Source organism: Paenibacillus sp. FSL H8-0282, from assembly GCF_037963825.1.
In the GTDB taxonomy this organism is placed as follows: domain Bacteria; phylum Bacillota; class Bacilli; order Paenibacillales; family Paenibacillaceae; genus Paenibacillus_AQ; species Paenibacillus_AQ odorifer.
On sequence record NZ_CP150146.1, the window covers coordinates 5,381,092 to 5,403,710 of the forward strand.

The 22,619-nt window shown below is 45.8% G+C and carries 21 protein-coding genes; 6 read left to right on the forward strand and 15 right to left on the reverse strand.

What is annotated here, in order from left to right:
• Positions 1-18: 18 nt before the first annotated feature.
• From secF to NST94_RS23350, 3 genes are all read right to left on the reverse strand, one after another.
• Positions 19-921 carry a protein translocase subunit SecF gene (secF, locus tag NST94_RS23340; protein WP_052097271.1) on the reverse strand — a complete coding sequence of 301 codons (903 nt, stop codon included), beginning with the start codon at positions 919-921 and terminating at the stop codon, positions 19-21.
• Positions 911-2,161, reverse strand: coding sequence for a protein translocase subunit SecD (gene secD / locus NST94_RS23345; RefSeq protein WP_036677653.1), 1,251 nt, complete (start codon positions 2,159-2,161; stop codon positions 911-913). The genes secF and secD overlap by 11 nt, the downstream gene beginning before the upstream one ends.
• A 221-nt stretch (positions 2,162-2,382) precedes the next feature.
• A complete protein-coding gene (locus NST94_RS23350; protein ID WP_036677655.1) occupies positions 2,383-2,634 on the reverse strand; it encodes a post-transcriptional regulator in 252 nt (83 codons plus the stop codon).
• A gap of 196 nt (positions 2,635-2,830) precedes the next feature.
• On the opposite strand from NST94_RS23350, the gene spoVB reads away from it, so the two are divergent.
• Entirely contained in the window at positions 2,831-4,429 is a 1,599-nt protein-coding gene (gene spoVB, locus NST94_RS23355) for a stage V sporulation protein B (RefSeq protein ID WP_076185511.1), read from the forward strand.
• A 4-nt stretch (positions 4,430-4,433) separates the two neighbouring features.
• Here the strand turns inward: spoVB and NST94_RS23360 are convergent, their stop codons facing one another.
• Positions 4,434-5,198, reverse strand: a complete 765-nt coding sequence (locus NST94_RS23360) for a DUF421 domain-containing protein (RefSeq protein WP_076130399.1) — start codon at positions 5,196-5,198, stop codon at positions 4,434-4,436.
• A gap of 226 nt (positions 5,199-5,424) precedes the next feature.
• On the opposite strand from NST94_RS23360, the gene NST94_RS23365 reads away from it, so the two are divergent.
• Both NST94_RS23365 and NST94_RS23370 read left to right on the forward strand, forming a co-directional pair.
• Entirely contained in the window at positions 5,425-5,817 is a 393-nt protein-coding gene (locus NST94_RS23365) for a TIGR04086 family membrane protein (RefSeq protein ID WP_036677660.1), read from the forward strand.
• A gap of 94 nt (positions 5,818-5,911) precedes the next feature.
• A complete protein-coding gene (locus NST94_RS23370) occupies positions 5,912-6,751 on the forward strand; it encodes a phosphatase PAP2 family protein (protein WP_248549480.1) in 840 nt (279 codons plus the stop codon).
• A gap of 95 nt (positions 6,752-6,846) precedes the next feature.
• On the opposite strand, the gene yajC is transcribed toward NST94_RS23370, so the two are convergent.
• The 8 genes from yajC to NST94_RS23410 form a co-directional block, all read right to left on the reverse strand.
• Positions 6,847-7,167: a preprotein translocase subunit YajC gene (yajC, locus tag NST94_RS23375; protein WP_038572999.1), complete on the reverse strand. Its 321-nt coding sequence runs from the start codon at positions 7,165-7,167 to the stop codon at positions 6,847-6,849.
• A gap of 50 nt (positions 7,168-7,217) precedes the next feature.
• Positions 7,218-8,354: a tRNA guanosine(34) transglycosylase Tgt gene (tgt, locus tag NST94_RS23380; protein ID WP_036677666.1), complete on the reverse strand. Its 1,137-nt coding sequence runs from the start codon at positions 8,352-8,354 to the stop codon at positions 7,218-7,220.
• A 21-nt stretch (positions 8,355-8,375) separates the two neighbouring features.
• The gene (gene queA, locus NST94_RS23385) at positions 8,376-9,404 is read right to left on the reverse strand and encodes a tRNA preQ1(34) S-adenosylmethionine ribosyltransferase-isomerase QueA (protein ID WP_339281336.1); all 1,029 of its coding nucleotides are present in this window, start codon (positions 9,402-9,404) and stop codon (positions 8,376-8,378) included.
• Positions 9,405-9,413: 9 nt separating this feature from the next.
• Positions 9,414-11,513 (reverse strand): SpoIID/LytB domain-containing protein, encoded by a 2,100-nt coding sequence (locus NST94_RS23390; protein ID WP_076130402.1) that lies wholly within the window; start codon positions 11,511-11,513, stop codon positions 9,414-9,416.
• Between the two features lie 32 nt (positions 11,514-11,545).
• Positions 11,546-12,553 (reverse strand): Holliday junction branch migration DNA helicase RuvB, encoded by a 1,008-nt coding sequence (gene ruvB, locus NST94_RS23395; protein ID WP_036677672.1) that lies wholly within the window; start codon positions 12,551-12,553, stop codon positions 11,546-11,548.
• Between the two features lie 36 nt (positions 12,554-12,589).
• The gene (gene ruvA / locus NST94_RS23400) at positions 12,590-13,207 is read right to left on the reverse strand and encodes a Holliday junction branch migration protein RuvA (protein ID WP_036677675.1); all 618 of its coding nucleotides are present in this window, start codon (positions 13,205-13,207) and stop codon (positions 12,590-12,592) included.
• Positions 13,204-13,707, reverse strand: a complete 504-nt coding sequence (gene ruvC / locus NST94_RS23405) for a crossover junction endodeoxyribonuclease RuvC (protein WP_036677679.1) — start codon at positions 13,705-13,707, stop codon at positions 13,204-13,206. Before ruvC ends, ruvA begins: the two co-directional genes overlap by 4 nt.
• 245 nt (positions 13,708-13,952) lie before the next feature.
• The gene (locus NST94_RS23410) at positions 13,953-14,678 is read right to left on the reverse strand and encodes a BofC C-terminal domain-containing protein (RefSeq protein ID WP_076130403.1); all 726 of its coding nucleotides are present in this window, start codon (positions 14,676-14,678) and stop codon (positions 13,953-13,955) included.
• Positions 14,679-14,933: 255 nt separating this feature from the next.
• Between NST94_RS23410 and NST94_RS23415 the strand changes: the two genes are divergently transcribed.
• Positions 14,934-15,080, forward strand: a complete 147-nt coding sequence (locus tag NST94_RS23415; RefSeq protein WP_280776032.1) for a hypothetical protein — start codon at positions 14,934-14,936, stop codon at positions 15,078-15,080.
• A gap of 406 nt (positions 15,081-15,486) precedes the next feature.
• Here NST94_RS23415 and NST94_RS23420 read toward each other — a convergent pair whose 3' ends face one another.
• Genes NST94_RS23420 through NST94_RS23430 form a run of 3 tightly spaced genes read right to left on the reverse strand, consistent with a single transcriptional unit; the run spans position 15,487 to position 19,774 of the window.
• On the reverse strand, positions 15,487-17,613 hold the full coding sequence (locus NST94_RS23420; protein WP_248549478.1) for a CocE/NonD family hydrolase: 2,127 nt from the start codon (positions 17,611-17,613) through the stop codon (positions 15,487-15,489).
• An 11-nt stretch (positions 17,614-17,624) separates the two neighbouring features.
• On the reverse strand, positions 17,625-18,785 hold the full coding sequence (locus tag NST94_RS23425) for a membrane dipeptidase (protein ID WP_076278864.1): 1,161 nt from the start codon (positions 18,783-18,785) through the stop codon (positions 17,625-17,627).
• Between the two features lie 14 nt (positions 18,786-18,799).
• Positions 18,800-19,774 carry an ornithine cyclodeaminase family protein gene (locus NST94_RS23430; RefSeq protein WP_076185517.1) on the reverse strand — a complete coding sequence of 325 codons (975 nt, stop codon included), beginning with the start codon at positions 19,772-19,774 and terminating at the stop codon, positions 18,800-18,802.
• Between the two features lie 183 nt (positions 19,775-19,957).
• Between NST94_RS23430 and NST94_RS23435 the strand changes: the two genes are divergently transcribed.
• Together NST94_RS23435 and fabV are read left to right on the forward strand one after the other, a co-directional pair.
• A complete protein-coding gene (locus tag NST94_RS23435) occupies positions 19,958-20,893 on the forward strand; it encodes an aldo/keto reductase (RefSeq protein ID WP_076185518.1) in 936 nt (311 codons plus the stop codon).
• 520 nt (positions 20,894-21,413) lie between these two features.
• Positions 21,414-22,604 (forward strand): enoyl-ACP reductase FabV, encoded by a 1,191-nt coding sequence (gene fabV / locus NST94_RS23440; RefSeq protein ID WP_339281337.1) that lies wholly within the window; start codon positions 21,414-21,416, stop codon positions 22,602-22,604.
• Positions 22,605-22,619 lie beyond the last annotated feature (15 nt).

Below are 22,619 nucleotides of genomic sequence, written 5' to 3' on the forward strand. Positions count from 1 at the left end.
CTTCGATGCTAATTTCTTCTAACCTTTATTCGGGCTGCTCTTCACTTTAACCTTCTCACGCTTTTTAAGCACTAACCAGAGTGGACTTGCAATAAAGATGGAAGAGTAAGCTCCGAAGAGCAAACCGATTACCATCGCAAGCGAGAACATCTTAATCGACTCGCCTCCGAACAATAACAGGAAGAACGCCGCAATAAATACGGTAAATGCAGTATAGAGAGAACGCATGAGCGTTTGAGCCACACTTTTGTTCACAAGGTGTTTCAAGTCTTCATAAGTTTTCTGTTTACCAAAACGTAAATTCTCACGGATACGGTCAAAGATAACGATCGTATCATTGATGGAATAACCGATGATCGTAAGCACCGCTACAATGAACGTCAAATCCACTTCCAAGCGGAAGATAGAGAAGAGCGCGACTACGATAAAGGCATCATGGAGCAAGGCCACAATCGATGCCACGGCGAAACGCCATTCAAAACGAATACTTACATAAATAATAATCCCCAGACAAGAAATCAGAACTGCATAAATAGCATTACGTGCCAATTCTTTAGCCATTTCAGTGTCCACGGTGTTAATTTCAAATGATGCTTTGTCATCCAGCTTAAGGATTTCAGCTTTTAGGGCTTCATCTTGAGCCTCATCAAGAACTTCGTCATAACGAATATTCACACGCTGATCACCAAACGAAATCGTCGGTTCATGATCGACATCGATTGCACTAGTTGCAGTCTTAACCTGATCCAAGTTCAAATTCTTGGATAGGGAGATGTCCACATTAGATCCAGCTTTAAAGTCAACGCTGTAATTCAGGCCAAATGTCGCCAGGAAAATCAATCCTGCTACTGTCAATGCGATAGAGAAAATATAGAAATATTTACTCAAATGTACGAAATCAAGCTCTTTCTTAAAGCGCACGGATTTCACTCTCCTTAACACCGAAGCTCTTCGGTTTGTTCAGCTTACCCGCTTTGACAAGCTGGCTAAGCAACCAGTGGGAGAAATAAAGATTCGTGGCGATACTCAGCACGATTTCTACAATCAGCACCAATGCAAAGCCTTTGACCGCACCTGTACCGAAGGCAAACATAACTGCTGCCACAATAATAGTAGTCACATTGGAGTCCATTACTGTCCGGAAAGAGGATTTATTCCCTGCCTTAACGGAGGACAGTATACTTTTTCCACTGCGCATTTCTTCCCTTATCCGTTCGTTGGTAATGATATTGGCATCGACCGCCATACCTATACCCAGAATAAATGCGGCTATACCAGGCAGCGTCAAGGTGAAGTCCGCGAAGACGAAGACCGCAATTAGCGCCCATGTATGCAAGAGCAAGGCAAAACTAGCCAAAAGACCTGGCAAACGATACATTCCGATCATGAAAATAAGGATAATCACAGAAGCCAGCAGACCTGCTCGAATCGTTTGATCAAGCGATTGCTTACCCAGGGTAGCACCCACACTTTGGGAATATTTCTCCGTCAGCTTCAGTGGCAATGCACCTAGGTTAATCGTGTCTGCAAGTTCGCGCGCTTCCTTAATTGTATAGTTACCAGAAATAGAAGCACTGCCATCGGTAAGTACTGCTTGTACCGTAGGGTCAGATAGTTTGTTCTCATCCAAGTAAATTGCGAGATTCTTTCCCAAGAGACGTTTAGTAATCTCTGCAAATTTGTCCTTGTCCTTAATCTTGATGCTGATGATTGGCTGATTCAGGTTATCCCGTCCAACTTCTGCAGCACCTTCAACAAAATCACTACCTACCAGTTCGATTTTGCTGTAAGTTCCCTCAGCGTCACCTTCAGCAGCACTACGGAAAGTCAGAACTGCAGGTTCCTTCATTTTTTTACGAACCTCGGCTTCATCCGTTACGCCCGCAATTTTCAAACGGATACGGTCCGTACCTTCAGTAGTTACCTCTGGTTCACTTGTTCCGAGCGCATTCGCCCGTTTTTCTAAGCTTTCCGCTGTCTTCAGCAGAGAAGCTCGGGACAATGCTGCTCCCGCTTCCATAGGCTCAGCATGATACAAAATCTCAAATCCGCCTTTCAGGTCAAGACCAAGTCTAACCTTGTCCAGCAGTCCAGGAGTAGTAAATGCCATAACGCCTGTCAAAACGAGCACGGTAATAAAAAAGCCCATTAGTCTCTTCATGCTCTAGCTAGTTCCCCTTTCATTAACTCAATATTCCTATTATAGCTACACGCGAAATGACCGTCAATTCACAGCATTGATAGAGCTATACTCACACAAAGAAACGGCCGCCCCTGCCTAAATCAGCAAGACATCCGTTTTAATAGGAGATGTGGAGTTATTATTCTCTTACTTTACTGCTTTATCAGGCAGTTCGCAAAAAGAAATATGTGGTTTATTGTTCAGTTCAACCCCCGATAGGCCGCAATAGTCAAATAATTCATGTAACTATTGGCTTTCAAGGAATAAATGTCGTTTACCAGCTTATGTAGGGGAGGCAAGCCTTCCTTATCATAATTACGGCTGATGCAATCCCAAATATCCTTGCTGGTTACATACTCATAGCCGAGGAGCCGGAATTCTTCAGCTTTGCTGCGGCACATGGCTTCGATTTCTTCACTATGTTGATCATGATTCCACTGTTCCGATTCCACGTGTTGACACCTCCAAAGATCGCTCATGTTCGTATGCTCACCATAGATATTCGACTCTTGTTCTTCGCTTTCCTTCTTCCGTCACAAAAAGTTAATGCCACTAAAACAAGGCATGCCGAGATAGGGGTACAGCATATCCATAAGAATAGACAAGTTCGCCAGCGTTTTATTTCATTTTGGGAAGAAGGCGTGACCTTTGAAGAAACAGAGCTTTATACAAGGAACTTTAATCTTGCTAGCCGCCGGCATCATTAATCGGATGCTTGGATTTATTCCCCGGATTGCTTTACCCCGTATTATCGGAGCAGAAGGTGTGGGTCTGTATCAGCTCGCGTATCCTTTTTTTCTTGTGCTGGTTACTGTCATTACAGGCGGGATTCCACTGGCGATAGCCAAGATGGTAGCGGAAGCAGAAGGAGAGAATCGGCCTGAAAAATCACGGCTGATTTTACGTACTGGACTTGCTCTTAGTATTGGACTTGCAATCTTCTTTACATTGGTTGCTTTGGTAAGTGCCTCATGGGTCTCCAATGTTATCTTAACAGACCATCGGGTTTATTATACGTTTATTGCCATGATCCCAATGATTGGGATTGTCGCCGTATCTGCAATTTACCGCGGTTATTTCCAAGGCAAGCAGAACATGATTCCATCGGCGCTCTCCTCCATCTTCGAATCTTTAGTTCGAATATTCTTTATGCTCTGGTTCTCCTGGTTGTTGCTTCCTAAGGGTATTGCTATGGCGGCGGCTGGAGCGATGTTAGGTGTGACGGTTGGAGAAATTGGCGGAATGTTAGCGATTCTGTGGCAATATTATGTCATTACTAAAAAAGATAAAAAGCAGACAAATCCGACTCCAGAGCAACCCGCTCTCGAGCCGGAGGTTATCCCATCTGATACACAAGGTGTGAAAGCCAACTCCCCCATATTACGGCGGTTACTAGGCATATCCATTCCCGTTACGGCAAGTCGGCTTGTAGGCTCTTTTTCTTATCTGCTGGAATCTATTATTACTGTGCGCAGTCTCGCCTTGGCAGGTATAGCCGCTGCTGCCGCTACAGCTCAGTACGGGTCTTTACAAGGGATGGTTGTTCCTTTATTGCTGCTGCCCGGGGCATTAACCTCTTCACTTGCCGTGTCTCTGGTTCCTTCCATATCAGAAGCTGCGGCAAGAAAGGACTTGCCCACCATTCACAAGCGTATGCATCAAGCGTTGCGGCTTGCGCTGGTAACAGGGGCTCCTTTTGCTGTTCTTATGTATATCCTGGCGGTTCCGCTATGCAATTTGTTATATGGTAACGCGGATACAGCTCCTATGCTGAAGCTCATGGCTCCATTCGCCTTGTTCATTTATGTTCAAGCTCCTTTACAAGCTGCGCTGCAAGCTATGGATCGACCGGGCAGGGCACTCATCAATACCTTAATTGGAGCAGTAGTCAAAATCATTCTGATCGTAATACTGGCATCGCAACCTGAATATGGAATTTACGGCGCCATCATAGCCATTATTGTGAACAGCATTCTGGTTACGATGCTTCACGGATACAGTGTGGTCAGTCTTATTTCATTATCTTTAAGAGTAACCGAAACCATAAAAACCTTATGTGCAATGGTCATTATGGGAGCGGGCGTGCATTATGTATACACTTCCATTCCCATTGCAGATGTACAATGGATTCAATTTATATTTGCCTCTGCGATAGGAATGGTCCTGTATTTCGGAATCAGTCTGTTAGCTGGCCTTATCTCAATTCGTGATTTGGACCGTCTGCCGTTTATCAAACGCAGGCTCTAAAAAGCTATCTGTTGTCCAAACGGTCGACATAAATTCTGCCCTTATGATCTATGGAGCATAGAAATACATTTTTGAAATCAGATACTCCTTTTTGACGAATTTGAGTTCTTAACCAAAATCTGGTTTTTCCAATCATCTCTAAATTCTGATCCTGCACCTTGCCATCCATAATCAGAGGGATTGGAAGTCCTTCATATCTGATCTTATTCTTCGGCAGCTCTATCTTACGGTTCTTATTTCCTTTATTATCGTCACTCTTTTTATGCTCAGCAGCTGCACTGCTATTGCCTGATGGGTTAGAGGATGAACTCCCCTTCTCTTTCTCGAATACCGTTAGCTGTCCACTAGGCTCCAGGATTGCAAATTCCACGTCAGCAGGACTGGCGATGTTCTGTCCACGCAATTGCTGCAGCAGATCATCGATATTATATCTCTGCCTACGCATTTCACCCCGGTGCAGCTTGCCGCCAGAAATGAGTATGCTCGGTTTGCCGTCCATTAAAAGTCTGAGCTTTCTGCTCTTAAGACTGAGCTGAGCCACAATTACCTGTATCAACACCAATGTTGCCATCGGAACGACTCCTTCATAGATCGGCCGATTAATATCCTCAAGCACAAAAACAGCAATCTCGGCAATCATGATGGAGATCGTTAAATCAAATACAGACAGCTTACCTATTTCCCTCTTCCCCATGATGCGCATACACAGGAATATGAAGAAATACATCAGCACGGTCAAGAAAATATGGGTAGAGATATGCTGGAACATATAGCTTCGCTCCCCTCCATTCTCACCCGCAGACTTGTTTTCCCGGGTGGATTAATGTAACCCTATTCTGACCGCTCTGTGCAGGGAACATTCGGAAGCCGGCATATTAATTAATGGTAAAAAGGCTGCAATGCCCTTTCTTGTACTATTGGGGCAAGCCATCCCATACAATGAATAATAACTATGTTGATTCTTTTTCCTCAAAAAAACTTTAGGAGGTTGTACCATGTATTTAATCCGGCGCATGTTCTCGTGGAGAATAGCCAATCCTGTGTTATCTGGCCTATGTCGATCATTCCTTTGGATGCTGATGGGTGCGTTTGTCCTCTCACTTTTGTTATGGGGCAGCAGTCTGAAGGAGCAGGATCTCTCAATGTACACATACATTGTACACGGCATAGCTGCAGCATTCGGAGGACTAACCGCCGGTCGCAGAGCCACGAGCAAAGGCTGGTATCAAGGAAGTCTTACAGGCGCATTTTATGGAATTATCGTTCTGTTGATCGGTTTTTTGGCACTGGACAGCGCACCCTCTGGTGTGGATCTGCTATGGGTTCTGGCAGCTGCTGCAATTGGCGCTCTCGGCGGAATGTTTGGCGTTAATTTACAAAAAAGCTAAAATTATAATTCCATTAAATTCGAAACATTCCTTGAAAATATGTTAAACTGTGATCATCTGACTTCATTAAGAGATCAAGGAGGCTTCGATTGCTTTGTTTTACCAATCAATGAACCATATTGTTTTGTACACAGTTGCATTAGTAGTGATATTAGTATGGATTGGCGCTAAACGTAATCCACTCATGGCATTGGTTGAAATTGGGAAAGAGATGCTGCGATCCTATAAGTTTTTGTTGCTGATTGCAGGAATGTTTGGCGTATTAGCCATAAATAAATATGAACTGCAAATTGAACAAAAAATGCATCTTACCTCTGATTATACGCCGTTTATATTTGGTCTAGAGGGTCATTTTGTCCAAGCCGTTCAGGATATATTCTACAGTCCATGGTTAACACCGATCATCGTCTTTTTCTACATTTTCATGCTTCAGTCTGTTCTAGCAGCATCATTAGGGGTCTATCTGTTAGATAAAAACCGGGTGATGTTATATGCCACCTGCTATGCTATTATTATCAACTATGCCTTGGCGATTCCATTCTATCTTTACTTCCCGGTAAACGAGGTTTGGTCCTATCTGCCAGCGGGCGTCAAATTTACTATGCTGGATGTATTTCCGAAATTCGAACAGGAATATAGACCGCTATCCGGTCTCAATAACTGCTTCCCGAGTCTACATACGTCCATATCTGTTACAATGGCACTTCTGGCCTTCCGTTCAGGGAACCGCCGCTGGATGGCCATCACTAGTATTTCCGCAGTTGTAATCGTCTTTGGAATTTTCTATCTGGGCATTCATTGGCTTACAGATATGATTGGTGGAACCTTGCTAGCTGTACTAGCCTCTACAGTTGGCGTTCAACTCGCCAAATTAACTTTGCGGGGACGTGAAGAGTCGCTTACCGTTCCGAGCCGCGTAACAAATGTACGTTAAAGTTAAACTGCTAAATCTTAATAACCTTAAAGATCAAAAAAGCGGTGTCCTCTCCAATGAGAAGACACCGCTTTTTATGTACTTAAATAACAAGTCTATACTTTCTCTTCGACATCCGTCGCCACAGCGTGGCTGATGGAACCGCGATCAAAAGTCAGCTTAGTTACATCGTTGACCCGCAGAACCACGATATCATCGGAAATCTCCATGATCGTACCGTGAAGTCCTCCAATAGTAACGATTTTATCGCCCTTTTTCAGAGCTTTCAACATTGCGTTACGAGTTTTGGTCTTCTTTTGTTGCGGACGAATCAGCAAGAAGTAGAATACTACAAACATAAGGACAAAGGGACCTACCAGGCCTAGTATACTACCTCCACCACCTGCGCCAGCTGCATATTGAAACGATTGAATCATATTTCTCCCCCCTTTCAAAGTACATTAAAGCATGACTCTTAAATCAAACCCTAAAAGCCTTTAAGATTATCATATAATCCGTATTTGGCAAAAAACTCATCGCGAAAATCAAGCAGCCGATCTTCTTTGATGGCTTCACGCACTTTACGCATTAAATCCAACAAGAAGTGCAAATTGTGGTATGTCGTCAATCGAAGTCCGAAGGTTTCATCGGCTTTGATTAGATGGCGCAAATAAGCGCGGGAATAATTCCGGCATGTATAGCAATTACACTCCGGATCAAGCGGCCCAAAATCACGGGCATACTTAGCGTTGCGTACAACGAGTCTTCCCTGACTGGTCATCGTTGTTCCATTACGGGCAATACGAGTAGGCAAGACACAATCGAACATGTCTACTCCTCGGATTGATCCTTCCAGCAGCGCATCCGGTGAACCCACGCCCATCAAATAGCGAGGTTTGCCTTGTGGCAGCAGGGGAACTGTATAATCCAGCACTTCATACATTAGCTGCTTGGACTCTCCGACGCTGAGCCCCCCAATAGCATACCCCGGGAAATCCATGGAAGTCAAATCAGCCGCGCTCTGACGGCGCAGATCTTCATACATGCCCCCTTGCACGATAGCAAAAAGACCCTGATCGTTAGGACGAGCATGACTTTTCAGGCAACGTTCTGCCCAGCGCGTGGTGCGCTCTAGGGATTTTTTCACATAATCATATTCAGCCGGGAATGGAGGACATTCATCAAATGCCATCATTATATCTGAACCCAGAGAGTTCTGAACCTCCATCGCTACTTCCGGAGACAGGAATTTCTTATCCCCATTTAAATGGGAACGGAAATGAACTCCTTCTTCCGTAATCTTGCGCATGTCGCTTAACGAGAATACTTGAAACCCGCCGCTGTCTGTCAGAATCGGACGATCCCAGTTCATGAACTTGTGCAGTCCACCAGCTTCACGAACAATATCATGGCCTGGTCTTAGAAACAGATGGTAAGTATTGCTCAAAATAATATGGGCATCCATCTCTTTCAGCTCTTCAGGACTCATGGTCTTAACTGTAGCTTGTGTGCCGACTGGCATAAATGCTGGTGTCTCAATCACACCATGTGGAGTGTGGACTCTTCCAAGTCTGGCTCCGGATTGTTTGCACGTTTTGATGTGCTCATAAGTAATTGCTGCCATAAGTTAACCCATCCTCTTACCTTAATAAATAAACATTGCATCTCCAAAGCTAAAGAATCGGTACTTCTGCTCTATCGCTTCTTCATAAGCAGCTAGAATATGTTCCCGACCTGCCAAAGCGCTAACCAACATAACCAAAGTAGACTTTGGCAGGTGGAAATTAGTAATTAGCGCATTTACTACACTGAACTTATACCCTGGATAGATAAAAATATCCGTCCAGCCGCTGCATTCCACAAGCGGACCACCTTCACATTGTCTTCCGACCGTTTCAAGTGTCCGACAAGACGTTGTGCCAACTGCAATAATACGGCCGCCTCGTGCCTTAGTAGCATTTATGGTATCTGCCGTTTCTTGAGACAGTACGAAATACTCAGAATGCATAACATGCTCTTCAACCTTCTCTACAGACATCGGACGAAAAGTACCGAGACCTACATGAAGGGTGATATAAGCGATATTTACACCCTTAGCCTCAATCTGTTTCAGCAATTCTTGGGTAAAATGAAGCCCTGCGGTAGGCGCAGCGGCCGATCCCTCATGCCGAGCATACACAGTCTGATATCGTTCACGATTATCCAGTGTTTCCTTAATATAAGGTGGCAACGGCATCGTTCCCAGCCTGTCCAGAATCTCCTGAAAAATACCCTGATATATGAAACGAAGCGTACGGCCGCCCATATCAGCTTCGTCCTCGATAACGGCACGAAGCTCATCACTAAAGATGATCACCGCGCCTGTCTTGAGCTTTTTCCCTGGCTTTACAAGAGCTTCCCAGCGATCATCCCCAAGATTCTTCAGGAGAAGCACTTCCGCCTTAGCACCAGTATCTTCTTTCACTCCAAACAATCTCGCTGGAATGACTCTCGTATCATTTAGAACAAGCGTGTCTCCGGGATTAAAATAATCAATAATATTGGTAAAATGCCGGTGAGCCAGCTCTCCATCCTCCTTATTCACTAGAAGCAGTCTAGAAGCACTGCGATCAGCGAGAGGTGTCTGGGCAATCAATTCTTCCGGCAAATGAAAATCATAAGCATCTACATTCATGGTCTGTCTTCATTCCTTAACTATAGTAACGTTCTTATAATAGTGTTGCAATATTTGCTTGTAATCATACCCGCTGTCCGCCATGCCTTTCACGCCCCACTGCGACATGCCTAGACCATGGCCGTTGCCTTGTCCAATGAACAGAAAGCCCGAGCTGTTAGTGATCACTCTGGCCGCAGAATCTCCGCCCATCACTACAGTTCCACTGCCATTCACATTAACCTTCCCCGATGCGGAAAGCACGCCAGCACTCTGCGAGCTGCTAATTGTGGCGGTAGCGCCGTCAGCGCCTAATACAGTATAACTTCCGGGTGCCACAATATCAAACAATGTACTAGGTAATCCATTAAACGCGGAGCGGAACATATCAGGATATTTCACATTCAGAGCCTGACCATTAGCTTTCACCTGAATCGCTCTTCCAGAAGGACCGCGCTGGGTGACCTGCAGGTTAGAGATGCTGGAAGGGAGCGTGCTTGTTGTTTTACCCTGCAGGCTTTTTAGAAGTTCAGCAGAGGTATACGGCCCTTTGATCCAGCTATAGCTGCCAGACTCATATACTTTATCCAGAGCCACAGCGTTCTCACCCGGATTCAGCTTTCCGACTGCACTAACACTGCTCTCAATAACTGGCAGAGGACGTATATTCACATCTTTGGTTGTAGCGGTAACTATATCGAGTCCGGCAGCGGTTTTGCTGCCCGTCAATTTAATATTATCTTCACGTGCATAACCAGAGGTACCATTCGCAAGCAGAACATAATACCACTTCTTAGCAGCAGCTGCCGAAACATCTTCAACGCTTGGAACACTAGCAAATACATCGCCACCATTCGCCCAAACCTCTGAAGGGTCAGCTGTCATACCTCCACTATTGGAAGAAAATACAGCCTCAACAACTTTACCACCACTCATCAGCACTTCACCAGCAGTAGTATCTACAGCTTTGATAATGGAGGGAGCTTCAGACCCGATTCCGTTATATACCTGACTAAGAGTGGTATCTACTACATTCGCTACATCAAAACGGTTGCCTTGGGACAGCGCATAGCTGCGGGCGGCGACAGCCTGAGCTTTTAGCGCTTCTTCTGGCCAGCTGGAGGAAACCTCTCCTCCAACTACGGCATACAAATATTGCTCCAGCGGCACTACATTAATTACAGCCAGCGATCCGCTCAAATTGCTCAGTTCCAAATTTCCGCGATATGTACGCTTGGATCTTTCCACTAACTGAATCCCAGCCTCGCTGCCTGCAGCAAGAAATTTAGCATTGCTTCCAGAAACCAGATAATGATCGGCTTGAGTTTCACTGCTAAAATCCAGTCCGGCATCCTTACGCAGTATTAATCCGGGCGAGGTCGCCACCGAAACCGTAAATTGTGGTGCCGCCGTAGACACAGCGGCCTGAACAGCTGTTAAATCACTATCGTTGGCAGCTTCGCCTACCCATACCTCTACTTGTGCACTGCCATCGTTTCCTGCCAGAAACACCTTCCAAGCATCCAAACCAGCTGCGGTGAGGCTATTAAGCGCCACATCTGCTTCCTGCTCCGAAGAATAGCGGCCAGCTGATAAATGTTTATTACCTTTCACTGCTGGGGTTTGGTCAGCAGGAATGCTCAACCCTGCTTTGACTACACGGGTAAGCCCATCCTTGGCAGCTGCTTCACTAGCATAGACGCCCGTGTACAACTGATACACAGTCGCTCCATTTCTGGAGATTGCAAAAATCTGCGGTTTATCGGAGGTGGATTGGAGCTTTTTAGCTGCATCCGCTGCTGTCTGCCAGCTTGAAACCTCCATCACCTTAACTCTATATCCGTCCAGACTTACACGAATTTGCTTCTGTGCTGGGACAGACACCAAAGGAGCACTTCCTGCTTGATCCGACAGCAAAGTAAAGCTTTGCGTTGATAGCAGTGTTACTGCTGGCACAGTGGATTTATATTTACTTCCAATATCAGCATAAAGAGCAACTCGTATCGTGCTATTAGAATCGGCATGACTGGCACCCGCAGGGATCAGGAAACTTCCTACAGCAAGCGCAGCCGCAAGCAATCCTTTGCTTAGCGGGGCGACCCCTCTCCATTTCCTCTTCGTATGCTTCATCCAGCATCCTCCTTTATAATTGTAGTGACGAACTAGTGCTGCTCCGGAGGGAGCGGAAGCCCTAAATGATGATAAGCGGCCGGGGTTACAATTCTTCCACGCGGACTCCGCTGCAAGAAACCTATCTGCAGCAGGTACGGCTCATATACGTCCTCAATCGTCTGACTTTCCTCACCAATCGTAGCTGCAATCGTATCCAGTCCTACAGGACCGCCGCGAAAGCTTGAAATCATAGCACTTAACATCTTGTGGTCAATACTGTCCAGCCCACGTGGGTCCACCTGAAGCATCTTCAATGCTTCCCCAGAAATTTCAGGAGTTATAATTCCATCTCCGCGCACTTGAGCAAAATCACGGACCCGCTTCAATAAGCGGTTAGCAATCCGCGGCGTGCCCCGCGAACGAAGCGCGATCTCTTCTGCTGCATCGCCAACAATCTCAATGCCTAAAAGATCCGCATTTCGAGAAACAATGTAACTCAGCTCATCTATGTTATAGAATTCCAGGCGACTGACCACTCCGAAACGATCACGCAGTGGCGCAGACAGTAGTCCTGCCCGGGTTGTGGCACCTATCAGTGTGAACGGCGGCAAATCCAATCGTACCGAACGGGCACTTGGCCCTTTGCCGATCATGATATCCAGCGCGAAATCCTCCATCGCAGGATACATAACCTCCTCGACCGTGCGGTGCAAACGGTGAATCTCATCGATGAAAAGCACATCGCCTTCCTGCAGATTCGTCAGCAGAGCGGCAAGATCGCCTGGACGCTCTATCGCAGGGCCGGAAGTTGTTCGCAGGTTCACACCCAGCTCATTGGCGATAATATTAGCGAGCGTTGTTTTGCCCAGACCCGGAGGTCCGTACAGCAGTACATGATCCAGCGCTTCGCTTCTCATTTTGGCCGCTTCTATATATACCTTCAGGTTTTCTTTCACCTGAGTCTGGCCGATATATTCTCCCAGATAACGAGGACGCAAGCTTAGTTCTACCGCCTGCTCATCCATCATCAAATTCGCGGATATAATCCGGTCATCCATTTCCTATCGCTCCCTTTCTTTAGGATGTGTACGGCTTTACTTAGCTATATATAGCAGCCCTAGTGCTTTCTTCATCAGCACATCTACAGTGCCTGTCTCTGCTCCCTCTTTCTTCAACGCGAGCCACACGCGGTCCAATTCGCTTTCGGTATAACCCAGCCCCTTAAGCGCATCCCGCGCCTCTTGCCAGGCCAATCCATCCGTTGCTTCTTCCGTTGGCACTGCAAACAATCCCGTTTGCATTGAAGCCATACTGAGTCCGTCCAGCTTGTCCTTCAAATCAAGGATCATACGCTGTGCCGTCTTTTTGCCAATGCCCGGTAATTTCGTTAAGAACGTTATATTCTCTTGATAAATCGCTGAAATCAACTGATCCGGTGTTCCACCTGTCAGGATTCCAAGCGCAACCCTAGGACCGATGCCAGATACCTCTATCAGCTTGCGGAACAATTTTTGTTCCTCACGAGTCGGGAACCCAAATAATAGCGTAGCGTCCTCACGTGTTTGGTAATGAATATAGATCGTTACAGGTCCTTCTACTTTAGCAAAAGCATAAGGATTCGGGCAGAATACCCGGTATCCTACTCCCTGCACATCCAGCACCACATATTCCGACTCCAAATGAACGACGGGTCCTCTTAAGAAATCTATCATTTTCGCAATACCTCATTTAATTTAGAATTAAGACTGCTCGAATGGGCATGGCATACCGCTACCGCCAGCGCATCCGCCACATCATCGGGTTTCGGAATCGCCGATAGCTTCAGCAGCAGCTTCACCATTTCCTGGACCTGCCGTTTCTCAGCCTTACCATAACCCACAACAGCCTGCTTTACCATCATAGGTGTATATTCCGAGACGGGGAGACCCCGCTGTACTGCAGCTAATATAGTCACACCGCGGGCCTGCGCCACTGGCAATGCTGTAGTAACGTTGCGAGCGAAAAACAGCTTTTCTATCGCCACAGCATCGGGTTTATATTTATCAATGAGCTGACCCATGCCTTCATAGACATGCAGCAGTCGTTCTTCTTCAGGCGTATGAGCCTCAGTCTGAATACAACCATATTGGACGGGGGTCAGTTTATGTCCTTCCTTATCCACAAAGCCAAAGCCGACGATCGCCAGCCCCGGATCAATTCCCAAAATACGCAAACACGATCTCTCCTCTATAACAGGCAGATTATTCCACCGTTTTCATCCATTCCTCCGCCATGAAGCGAACATATGTATTCCTTCTAACCATTATAGCAAAAATCGCCCTTGCGGGAGAAAAAAAGTTTACTGTTTGCAGCGAAATGGCAACTTTAGGCCTACAGCTAAGACTCTTCCCCGTTTCATTTCACACAAAAAAGCTGCCCTCAGCCATTAATAATGACTTTAGGACAGCTTTATCAAAGCTATTGCTTGTTCTGCATGACATGCTCAGCAGCTTCGCGGGCATAATCACTGAAGGTAGACAGCACACTGTTGTACTCTTCAATATCCTGAACACGAATCCCCTCATGAAGCTCTTTCCAAATATTTTCCGGCAATGAGGATTTCAGGGAACCCATATCCATTTGAAAAAAAGTCTTCAGTACCTTCTCCTGAACTGGCGGACCTTTAAACAAGGTCAAATTCCCAAACGCATCTACACCAATGTAAGCTTCATTTTTTATCATTGTCGATAAATCATTCACTTTTTGTTCCAGCCACAAATCCCCTTCTGAACTAATCCAACCGCTCCATTCAGGGTGTTCATTGATTATAGTCTTCAGCTGAAGCGGGTTCTTTACGCCCGGCAACGTCTGAATCTCTTCTCCGGACACATAGGTTGTTTTTAAATGAACGGTTCTGCTGAGCCCACTTTGGGTGATGGTTTGCAGCAGTTGTTCATTATTTAAAGTGCCCTTCTCTTTTGCCTCATCACTGTCCTCGCCTACTTTAAAGACAGCTGCGGCCAGCTCACTATCGGCACTATCCGCCCAGCTAGAATTCGTCAGCAGTCCACTGATTTCCTCAGGTACCTGCATACTGCGCCAAGCCAGTACAGTAAAAGCTATACAAGCAGCTCCTACCCAAAGCGCCTTTTTCCAACGTCTCCATCGCCGCCAAAGTTGTTTTTTTAAGCGAAACGCGTTCACGTTAATCCCTTCATTCTGGTTTTTCCCTATTGTGACCTAAGAAGGGAGCATTTATGCGCTTTTCTGTGAATAATCGACATTTCTCCAAAAATACAAGGTTGACCTTGCAGTATAGTTCAAGATTTATGGTATAAGTCTGGAAGGGGGATTCTGGGGAGAGGTTTCACATACCGGCCTTAGGTGATACCTATTTCATGACGATCGACCATTTCTTGCACCAAAGCTTTTGCTTCGCCAATAGACTATTAGTTCTTAGTGCGCTATGCCATTGGATTGGGCGATGGCGTTTGGGATGGTGGCGATGTAGGCGTTCTGCGTTTGCGTGCTGGGGAATGCGTTCTGGTGCTGGGAGTATGTGTTCTGCGTTTGCGCGTTGTGCGGAGTGGATCTAAAACTAATTAGGGAAAAACTCCCTGAAAGTAGGAGAAATTTGCTCTAAATGAACGAAACCAGGGAATTCCTCCCTAATAAATAGGCTGTTTTCCTTATTTCCGGGGAATCAGACATAAAATTAGGGAGTTTTTCCTCAATTATATGCCTGACGACCAGAATCCTAAGAATTTCAGGGAGAAATTCCCTAATCGCTCTATAAGAGTTTTACTTTTCGCTTCAATTGAAGCATAAGCTCATTCTTCACTTTTTGTTTCACCTAGGCCTCACTCGGTGTTCACTCGGTGTTCACTCGGTGTTCACTCAGTACTCTCTCGGTACGTCACTTGAAGCATCATTTGTCATCAAATGCAGCTTCAGCTTCAAGTGTTAATTCCCTTTACCTTTGTTCAGCCCTTTCTTCGTATTAAAGTCACATTTAAGCGTTAGGAACCACCGGCAGCTTCACATGGCTCGGATACTCACGATTATGGTAAACAGTCTGCAGCACAGTAATCGCTTCTGAATCTTCATACGGATTACTGCCTGTATTTGTATTAGGGAAAGCAACGAATTTACTGGACGAAGTAATCGAGAACCGAATTCGGTGCCCCACAGCAAATCTATGGGCAATATTCGGCATGAAAATATCATATTTCTCCACCTGCCCGGGAATCAGCAGCTCAGGCGCTTCCAATCCATGACGGTATTTAGCTCTGACAATATAATTGGATAACCGGATAGAGTCCCCTTGTTCATTCACGTCACTAAGCGTAACAACCCAATCCGTATCTTTGCCAGTGCTGGCAGCATAGATAACCGCAGACAATTCTCCGGCCACAGTCAGCTCATCCGTCAGAATATCACTAGTGTAGACAAGGATATCATTGCGCAGCTCGTATTTTCGCAAATTCTCAGGCTCCCGTTCACCGCTATCATTCATAGGATCATGAGGATTATAGATATAAGTATCTTCAGGAGAATGTTCCTCAGGCGCTGCAAGCAGTTGCCCATCCCCTTGTCCTGAATTCGCTCGCCCGCCGCTGGAAAGGTAGAAGGAAGAAGTGGTGGCTTCAGCAGGTGTCCAATCCGCGGACGTTCTCCACTGATTTTCACCAACAACATAATAAGAGGCTCTAGGCTCCTGATCTATTCCATTTGGAATGCCTTTGAGGAAGCGGTCGAACCAGCGCAGCACAGAAACATCGTAATCATAGACTACGGCATCATTGCCGAAGCTCACGCCTTCGTAGTCTCTAGCTCTGTTCGGCCCGTGCTCCCAAGCGCCCAGACGGATTTTTCGATTTGGCACATCATGTTCTGTTAGCATTCTCCATGTTTCCGATACGCCGGCGCTGTCGCCGTCATACCAGCCTGAGATAACATACATAGGCACCTGCACCTGATCACCGCGCTCGGTAAAAGTACAGTTTTTCCAGAAATCATCATACTCCGGATGCTGGCTCCACAGATCCCATGGACCTGATGTTTTGCCAATCATTTGCTGAGGGATCTCTTTAATCGGTCTTGCATCAACGGCTGCTTCCGGATTCACCGTAATGCCTCCAAAGATATCAAAATCCGTCCGAGTACCCACAGATTGAGCAAGAGTCCAAGAGAGCAATGGCCAAGAACAAAGGGTTCCCCCTTTGCGAACGGTATCAACAAATGGAGAGCCCACGTTCACTTCATCCACAACCGCCTTCAGATTCGGGTGCCCACTGGTGGCCGCCGCCACAACAACAAAACCTAGATAGGATGCGCCCCACATGCCGACGTTGCCATCCGACCATTCCTGAGCAATAATCCAGTCAATCGTATCATAACCGTCATCCCGTTCATTATAAAAAGGAATCAGTTCGCCTTCCGAATCTGCCCGACCTCTAACATCCTGCGATACTACTGCATAACCTTTATTGGCCCATCTCATAAAAATCTCTTTTTTTCCGTTGCGGTCATAACATGTTCTTACGAGAATTGTCGGCAGCTTAGTTCCCGGCTTAATGCCCTCTGGTAAAAAAACATCTGTCGCCAACTTCACCCCATCGCGCATCGGAATCAGATCAGTACCCAAATCGTTCACACCATATTCTGCCTTGGATAGAAGAGGATCGTCGTAGACCACTAACGGAGTCAGCTTCTCATAACCTGCTTTAACCATAAGCTCAATACCATACCGATTCGGCGTTAAAAAAGCGATAATTTCCCCGTCCAAAGTCACAATGTCCAGAGCCGTCTCTTTGCGCAGCGCCCATACTTGTGAGGTCAGTTCGCGGCCTTCAATCTGCGCCTGATACTGGATATGCTTTTGATAGATATCGCCATTACTCAGCACTACCTCGTCTTCTGCCCATTCTGCATTAGCATAAGCATCCAAATGTTTATGGATTTTTTGAAGCGGGAGTACGGTCTTGAACTGTCCATCCAGCACATTGTCCTGCATTTGCGTTCTTCTGCGCGGATCGACCTTAGCTAGCATGATCTGTTGCTCTGTAAAATGAATTTTGCCTGTATAAACACCAGAAAAGTAGACGTTAAATGTAGATGTGTGTAAGTAGGTTGTCATCTGTTTATCCCCTATCCGCAAATTTCTTCAAATACGCGCAGCCAGTTGCCGCCCATGATCTTAGCAATATCTGCATCCGCATAACCGCGGGCAACCAAACCTCTAGTAAAGTTAATAAAATAACTATATTTCTCAAGTCCAGCAACGGTTTCTGTAGAAGGTCCGTCTCCTTTGGCGAATCCAAGCTTGGGTGCGATATGTTCTTTAAAATAAACCAATGACCAGAGCACATCGCTCATCGGCCAATCCGTTCCAATTCCGACATGATCCACGCCTACAAGCCGGATTACATATTCGATATGATCCAGCACATGGTCAATAGTTGTATGTTTAGGATCTTCATGAACAAACCAAGGCATAGCAAAAATACCAATAACTCCACCCGTCTTGGCTATCGCGATAATCTCCTCATCACTTTTACAGCGCATATGCGGATAGATCGCCTCTACACCCGTATGTGAAGCAATCACCGGAGTTGTGGAATAAGCGCAGGCATCTAACGTAGTCTGTTTCCCGCAATGCCCCGTATCTACAATGATCCCCAGCTTGTTCAAGCGTGCAATGAATCTTTTCCCAAAATTAGTGACCCCGGCGTTCGATTGTTCTGCGCAGCCCGCCCCAATCTGGTTCTGATTGTTGTAGGTCAATTGTATAATTCTTAATCCGAAGTTATAAAGTACATCTAATTGATCGAGATTCGTGCCCAGACCATCCGTTTCTTGTGCTGTGATAATGCCCGCTTTATAACCATTACGCTTGGCAGCACGTATGTCTTCGGCAGTTAAGGCTTTGATTAACCAATCTGCAGAATCGAATTGCAGCTGTACCTCTGCCATGCTTGTAATGATGCTGTCTAAGGATTCCAAATGAAGTTCGCGGTTCCCTGCTGTAATTCCGGACTTGTACCACTCTTCCTTATACTCAGGGATCTCTCCGCTCGCAGATAGCTTTGTGATGATTTTTGCAGGCATACTGCTGTATACCATTGGCTCATCTTTATAAGGCTCACATAATTCTTTGATTCTGTCAGAGATAGAGTCTGGAATCGCGCTTGGAGATAAGGGGCCTTGAAACAGCAGATCGATAATAATGTTCTGTTCATGCAAGCGTTTAGCCCGCTCCTCCTCTTGCTCCGTCAACTTGAAATCATACAGACCTTCATAAGTGCTCATCGTGTAGTCGCTCCTTAGAATGCAATTTCAGTGCCTTTATGTAATCTAACAGCTTCATTATATATAAAATTAGCTGCTGCTAAATCCTCAATGGCCAGCCCTAATCCTTTAAAAAGAGTAATGTCAGCTGCGGACCTTCTGCCCTCGATAGTGCCACTGATCAGCTCACCAATCTCCCCGACAATATGATCTGCTGTAATTTTGCCTTCGTTCAGCGGGATTAAATAATCACCAGATTCATTCTGAGCGGATTCCAGCCGATCTACATATAACTTAGCTAATTGGACGGTCTCCGAATCCAGCTCACGGTCATTTGGTCTGCATGCGCCGACAGCATTGATATGTACACCCGGTTTCAGCCATTCTCCCTTGAGCACAGGTTCGGTGGATGCTGTCACGGTACAAATGATATCCGCTGCGCTGACTGCCGCTTGAACTGTCTCGGCAACAATGATCTGCACATCATATTTTTGGCTCATCTCCATTTGAAAATCCTGTGCCTTTGCGAGTGTCCTGCTCCATACTTTTACCTCACGGATGGGTCGAACCCGCAACATCGCTTCCAGATGACTTTTTGCTTGTTCCCCAGTTCCAAGAAGAGCAAGGATTTCGGCATCCTCTCTGGCCAGATATCGGGTTGCTGCTGCACTGACTGCCGCCGTACGAATGGCTGTAATCTTTTGTCCATCCACTATAGCTTTCAGAACACCCGTAGATGAATCGAATAGGGTAACAAGACCTTGATGAGAAGGCAGGCCTGAACCATGATTGCTGGGAAATACACTGATGATTTTGGCACCAGCTACCTCTTCATGCTGCAAATAACCCGGCATTAAGCCGAGCAGATTGCTCTTTTGTAAAGGAAGCACTTGTCTTAAGCTTTGTACCGCTTGTCCAGCGGAAAGAGCCTTCAAAACAGATTCCATAACGGAGATGCAAGATTCCATAGCTAACAGTTCGGCCACTTCATTTTGATTAATGACTAGCATAAGACGGACCTCCTTCTCCTCATCATGATTGCACGAACGCGAATATAAAATTTTTCTTACTATCATAACTTATCCGGTTTAAATATTCATGTATAAAGCTGGAAGGCAAAATTTGTCCTGACCCGAGTTATTCTCTATACTTAATATAGTACGTATTATATTTTAAGGAGCTGACTATTGATTATGGCTAATAAAATAACTTTAGGAAAAACCAATCTGCAGGTTCTCCCGCTGGGTCTGGGTGCCAATGCTGTTGGCGGGCATAATTTATTTCCGGGTTTAAATGATGAAACCGGCAGAAATATTGTGCGCAGCGCTCTGGATCATGGGATTAATTTTATTGATTCCGCCTTTATTTATGGACCAGGAAGATCCGAGGAACTGATTGGCGAAGTGCTGAAGGAAAGAGGCGGCCGCGACAATGTGGTCATTGCTACTAAAGGCGCTCACGTGATTACCGGTGACAAGATTACACTCGACAACTCTCCAGCCTTTCTAAGACAGTCTGTAGAAGACAGCTTGAAACGCCTCCAGACCGATTATATTGATCTTTACTATATTCATTTCCCTGATGAAAGCACACCTAAGGACGAAGCTGTAGGTGAACTTAAGAAGCTGAAGGATGAAGGGAAGATTAGAGCCATCGGGGTGTCTAACTTCTCCATTGATCAGCTGAAAGAAGCCAACAAAGACGGTCATGTGGATGTTCTTCAATCCCACTACAATCTGCTGCATCGTGATGCGGAACAAGATTTGCTGCCTTATACGCAGGAGCATGGCATTTCTTTCGTGCCCTATTTCCCACTTGCGTCGGGTCTGCTGGGCGGCAAATATAAGCAAGGCGATACATTCAGCGACATTAGAAAAAATGACCCGCTATTTCAAGGGGAGACCTTTGCCAAGAATCTGGAGAAGGTGGACAAGGTTCGTCAGATTGCCAATGCCAAAGGTGTCGAAGTCGCACATGTCGTACTTGCCTGGTATTTGACCGTACCTTCCATAGATGCGCTTATTCCGGGCGCCAAACGTCCTGAGCAGATCGTTTCCAACTTAGAGACGCTGAAGGTGCAGCTGACACCAGAAGAGATCAAAACTATAGATTCCATATTTAAGGCGTAATCTAGCCTCATTAGATTAAGGGGTTGTCCCATGGCCACGAAATGGCTGCTGGGGCAGTCCCTTTTGTGCTTGGGTTCATCGGATGATTCGGGTTAGATAGTTCGATTGCCACGATTCGTAAGATTCGTCATTCGTTCGTTTTATTTCCTTCGTACGTTCGGTCGACCTATCACAGCTCCCCGCACAATGCCCCCATCGGACACAGTTGACCCGTAACGCAGCATTATTGCACATTTGGAATTCCAACGGACCTCATAGCCTCTATTGGCACAAAATACACCTAATATGAACCTTTTTCTAAGCAATAACGTCTCTGGGGTCCGAAACCCTGCTGAAAAGGCGATAAATTTGCATATAACGTCATCTGGGTCCGTAAGCGGCAGCGGATGGCAGTCGATCGTAGTGGAGAGCAGTCATTCTTCTCCAATATCCTAAATTCTTTGTATTAGTAAATATTGTTTGCTATACTTTCTCTGAAGTAACATTGGACTTTAATTTTTATAAAAAGGGGAATTCCTTGATGATTATTCAACCTAAAACTCGCGGATTTATATGTACAACAGCCCATCCAGAGGGATGCGCCAAACAAATACAACAACAAATTGAATATGTAAAAGCACAAAAGAATATTGAGGGACCTGCTAATGTACTAGTCATTGGCGCTTCTACCGGATACGGACTAGCTTCCAGAATTTCAGCCGCTTTCGGTGCTGGCGCCAACACTATTGGTGTTTTCTTTGATAAAGCTGCTGAAGGTCAACGTACAGCTTCTGCTGGCTGGTACAACTCCGCAGCTTTTGAACAACAAGCAGCGCAGCTTGGACTTAAATCTCACAGCATAGTTGGCGATGCCTTCTCCGATGCTATCAAAGAGAAGACCATTGAATTGATTAAAGCTGAATATGGCACAGTTGATTTAGTTGTCTATAGTGTCGCTTCACCACGCCGCACTCATCCGGTAACAGGAGAAACCTTCTCCTCCGTCATTAAACCGGTGGGAACCGCTTATTCGAACAAAACCTTGAACTTCCACACAGGTGAAGTTTCCATGACCACTATTGAGCCTGCTTCAGAAGAGGAAGTACGTCAGACCATCGCAGTTATGGGCGGCGAAGACTGGAGAATGTGGATCGATCAGCTTCAAGCAGCTGGCGTGCTTGCCGATGGAGCTACAACCGTTGCTTACTCCTATATCGGGCCTGAAATCACTCACCCTATCTATCGCGACGGAACGATTGGTCAAGCCAAACATGATCTGGAACAAACAGCGATCCAACTGAATGATCGCCTGTCCACTCAAGGTGGACGTGCTTTTGTTTCCGTGAACAAAGCTCTGGTAACCCAATCCAGCTCCGCGATTCCTGTAGTCCCTCTTTATATCTCTGCATTGTATGAAGTAATGAAGGAAAAAGGGCTGCACGAGAACTGTATTGAACAAATGTACCGTTTATTCTCTGAGCATCTTTACAGTGGGGACGAAGCTACTGCTGACGGAGGCTGCTTGATCCGAATTGATGACTGGGAAATGCGTGAGGATGTTCAGACTGAGGTTATGAAACGTTGGGACGAGCTGACAACCGACAATGCAGGTGAGCTTGCTGATCTTGAAGGCTACCGCCAAGATTTCTTTAACCTGTTTGGTTTTAGAACAGAGGGTGTAGACTACGAAGCTGATATTGATCCTAATGTCGACATTCCAAATATGTATTAATAACTGATTTATAGA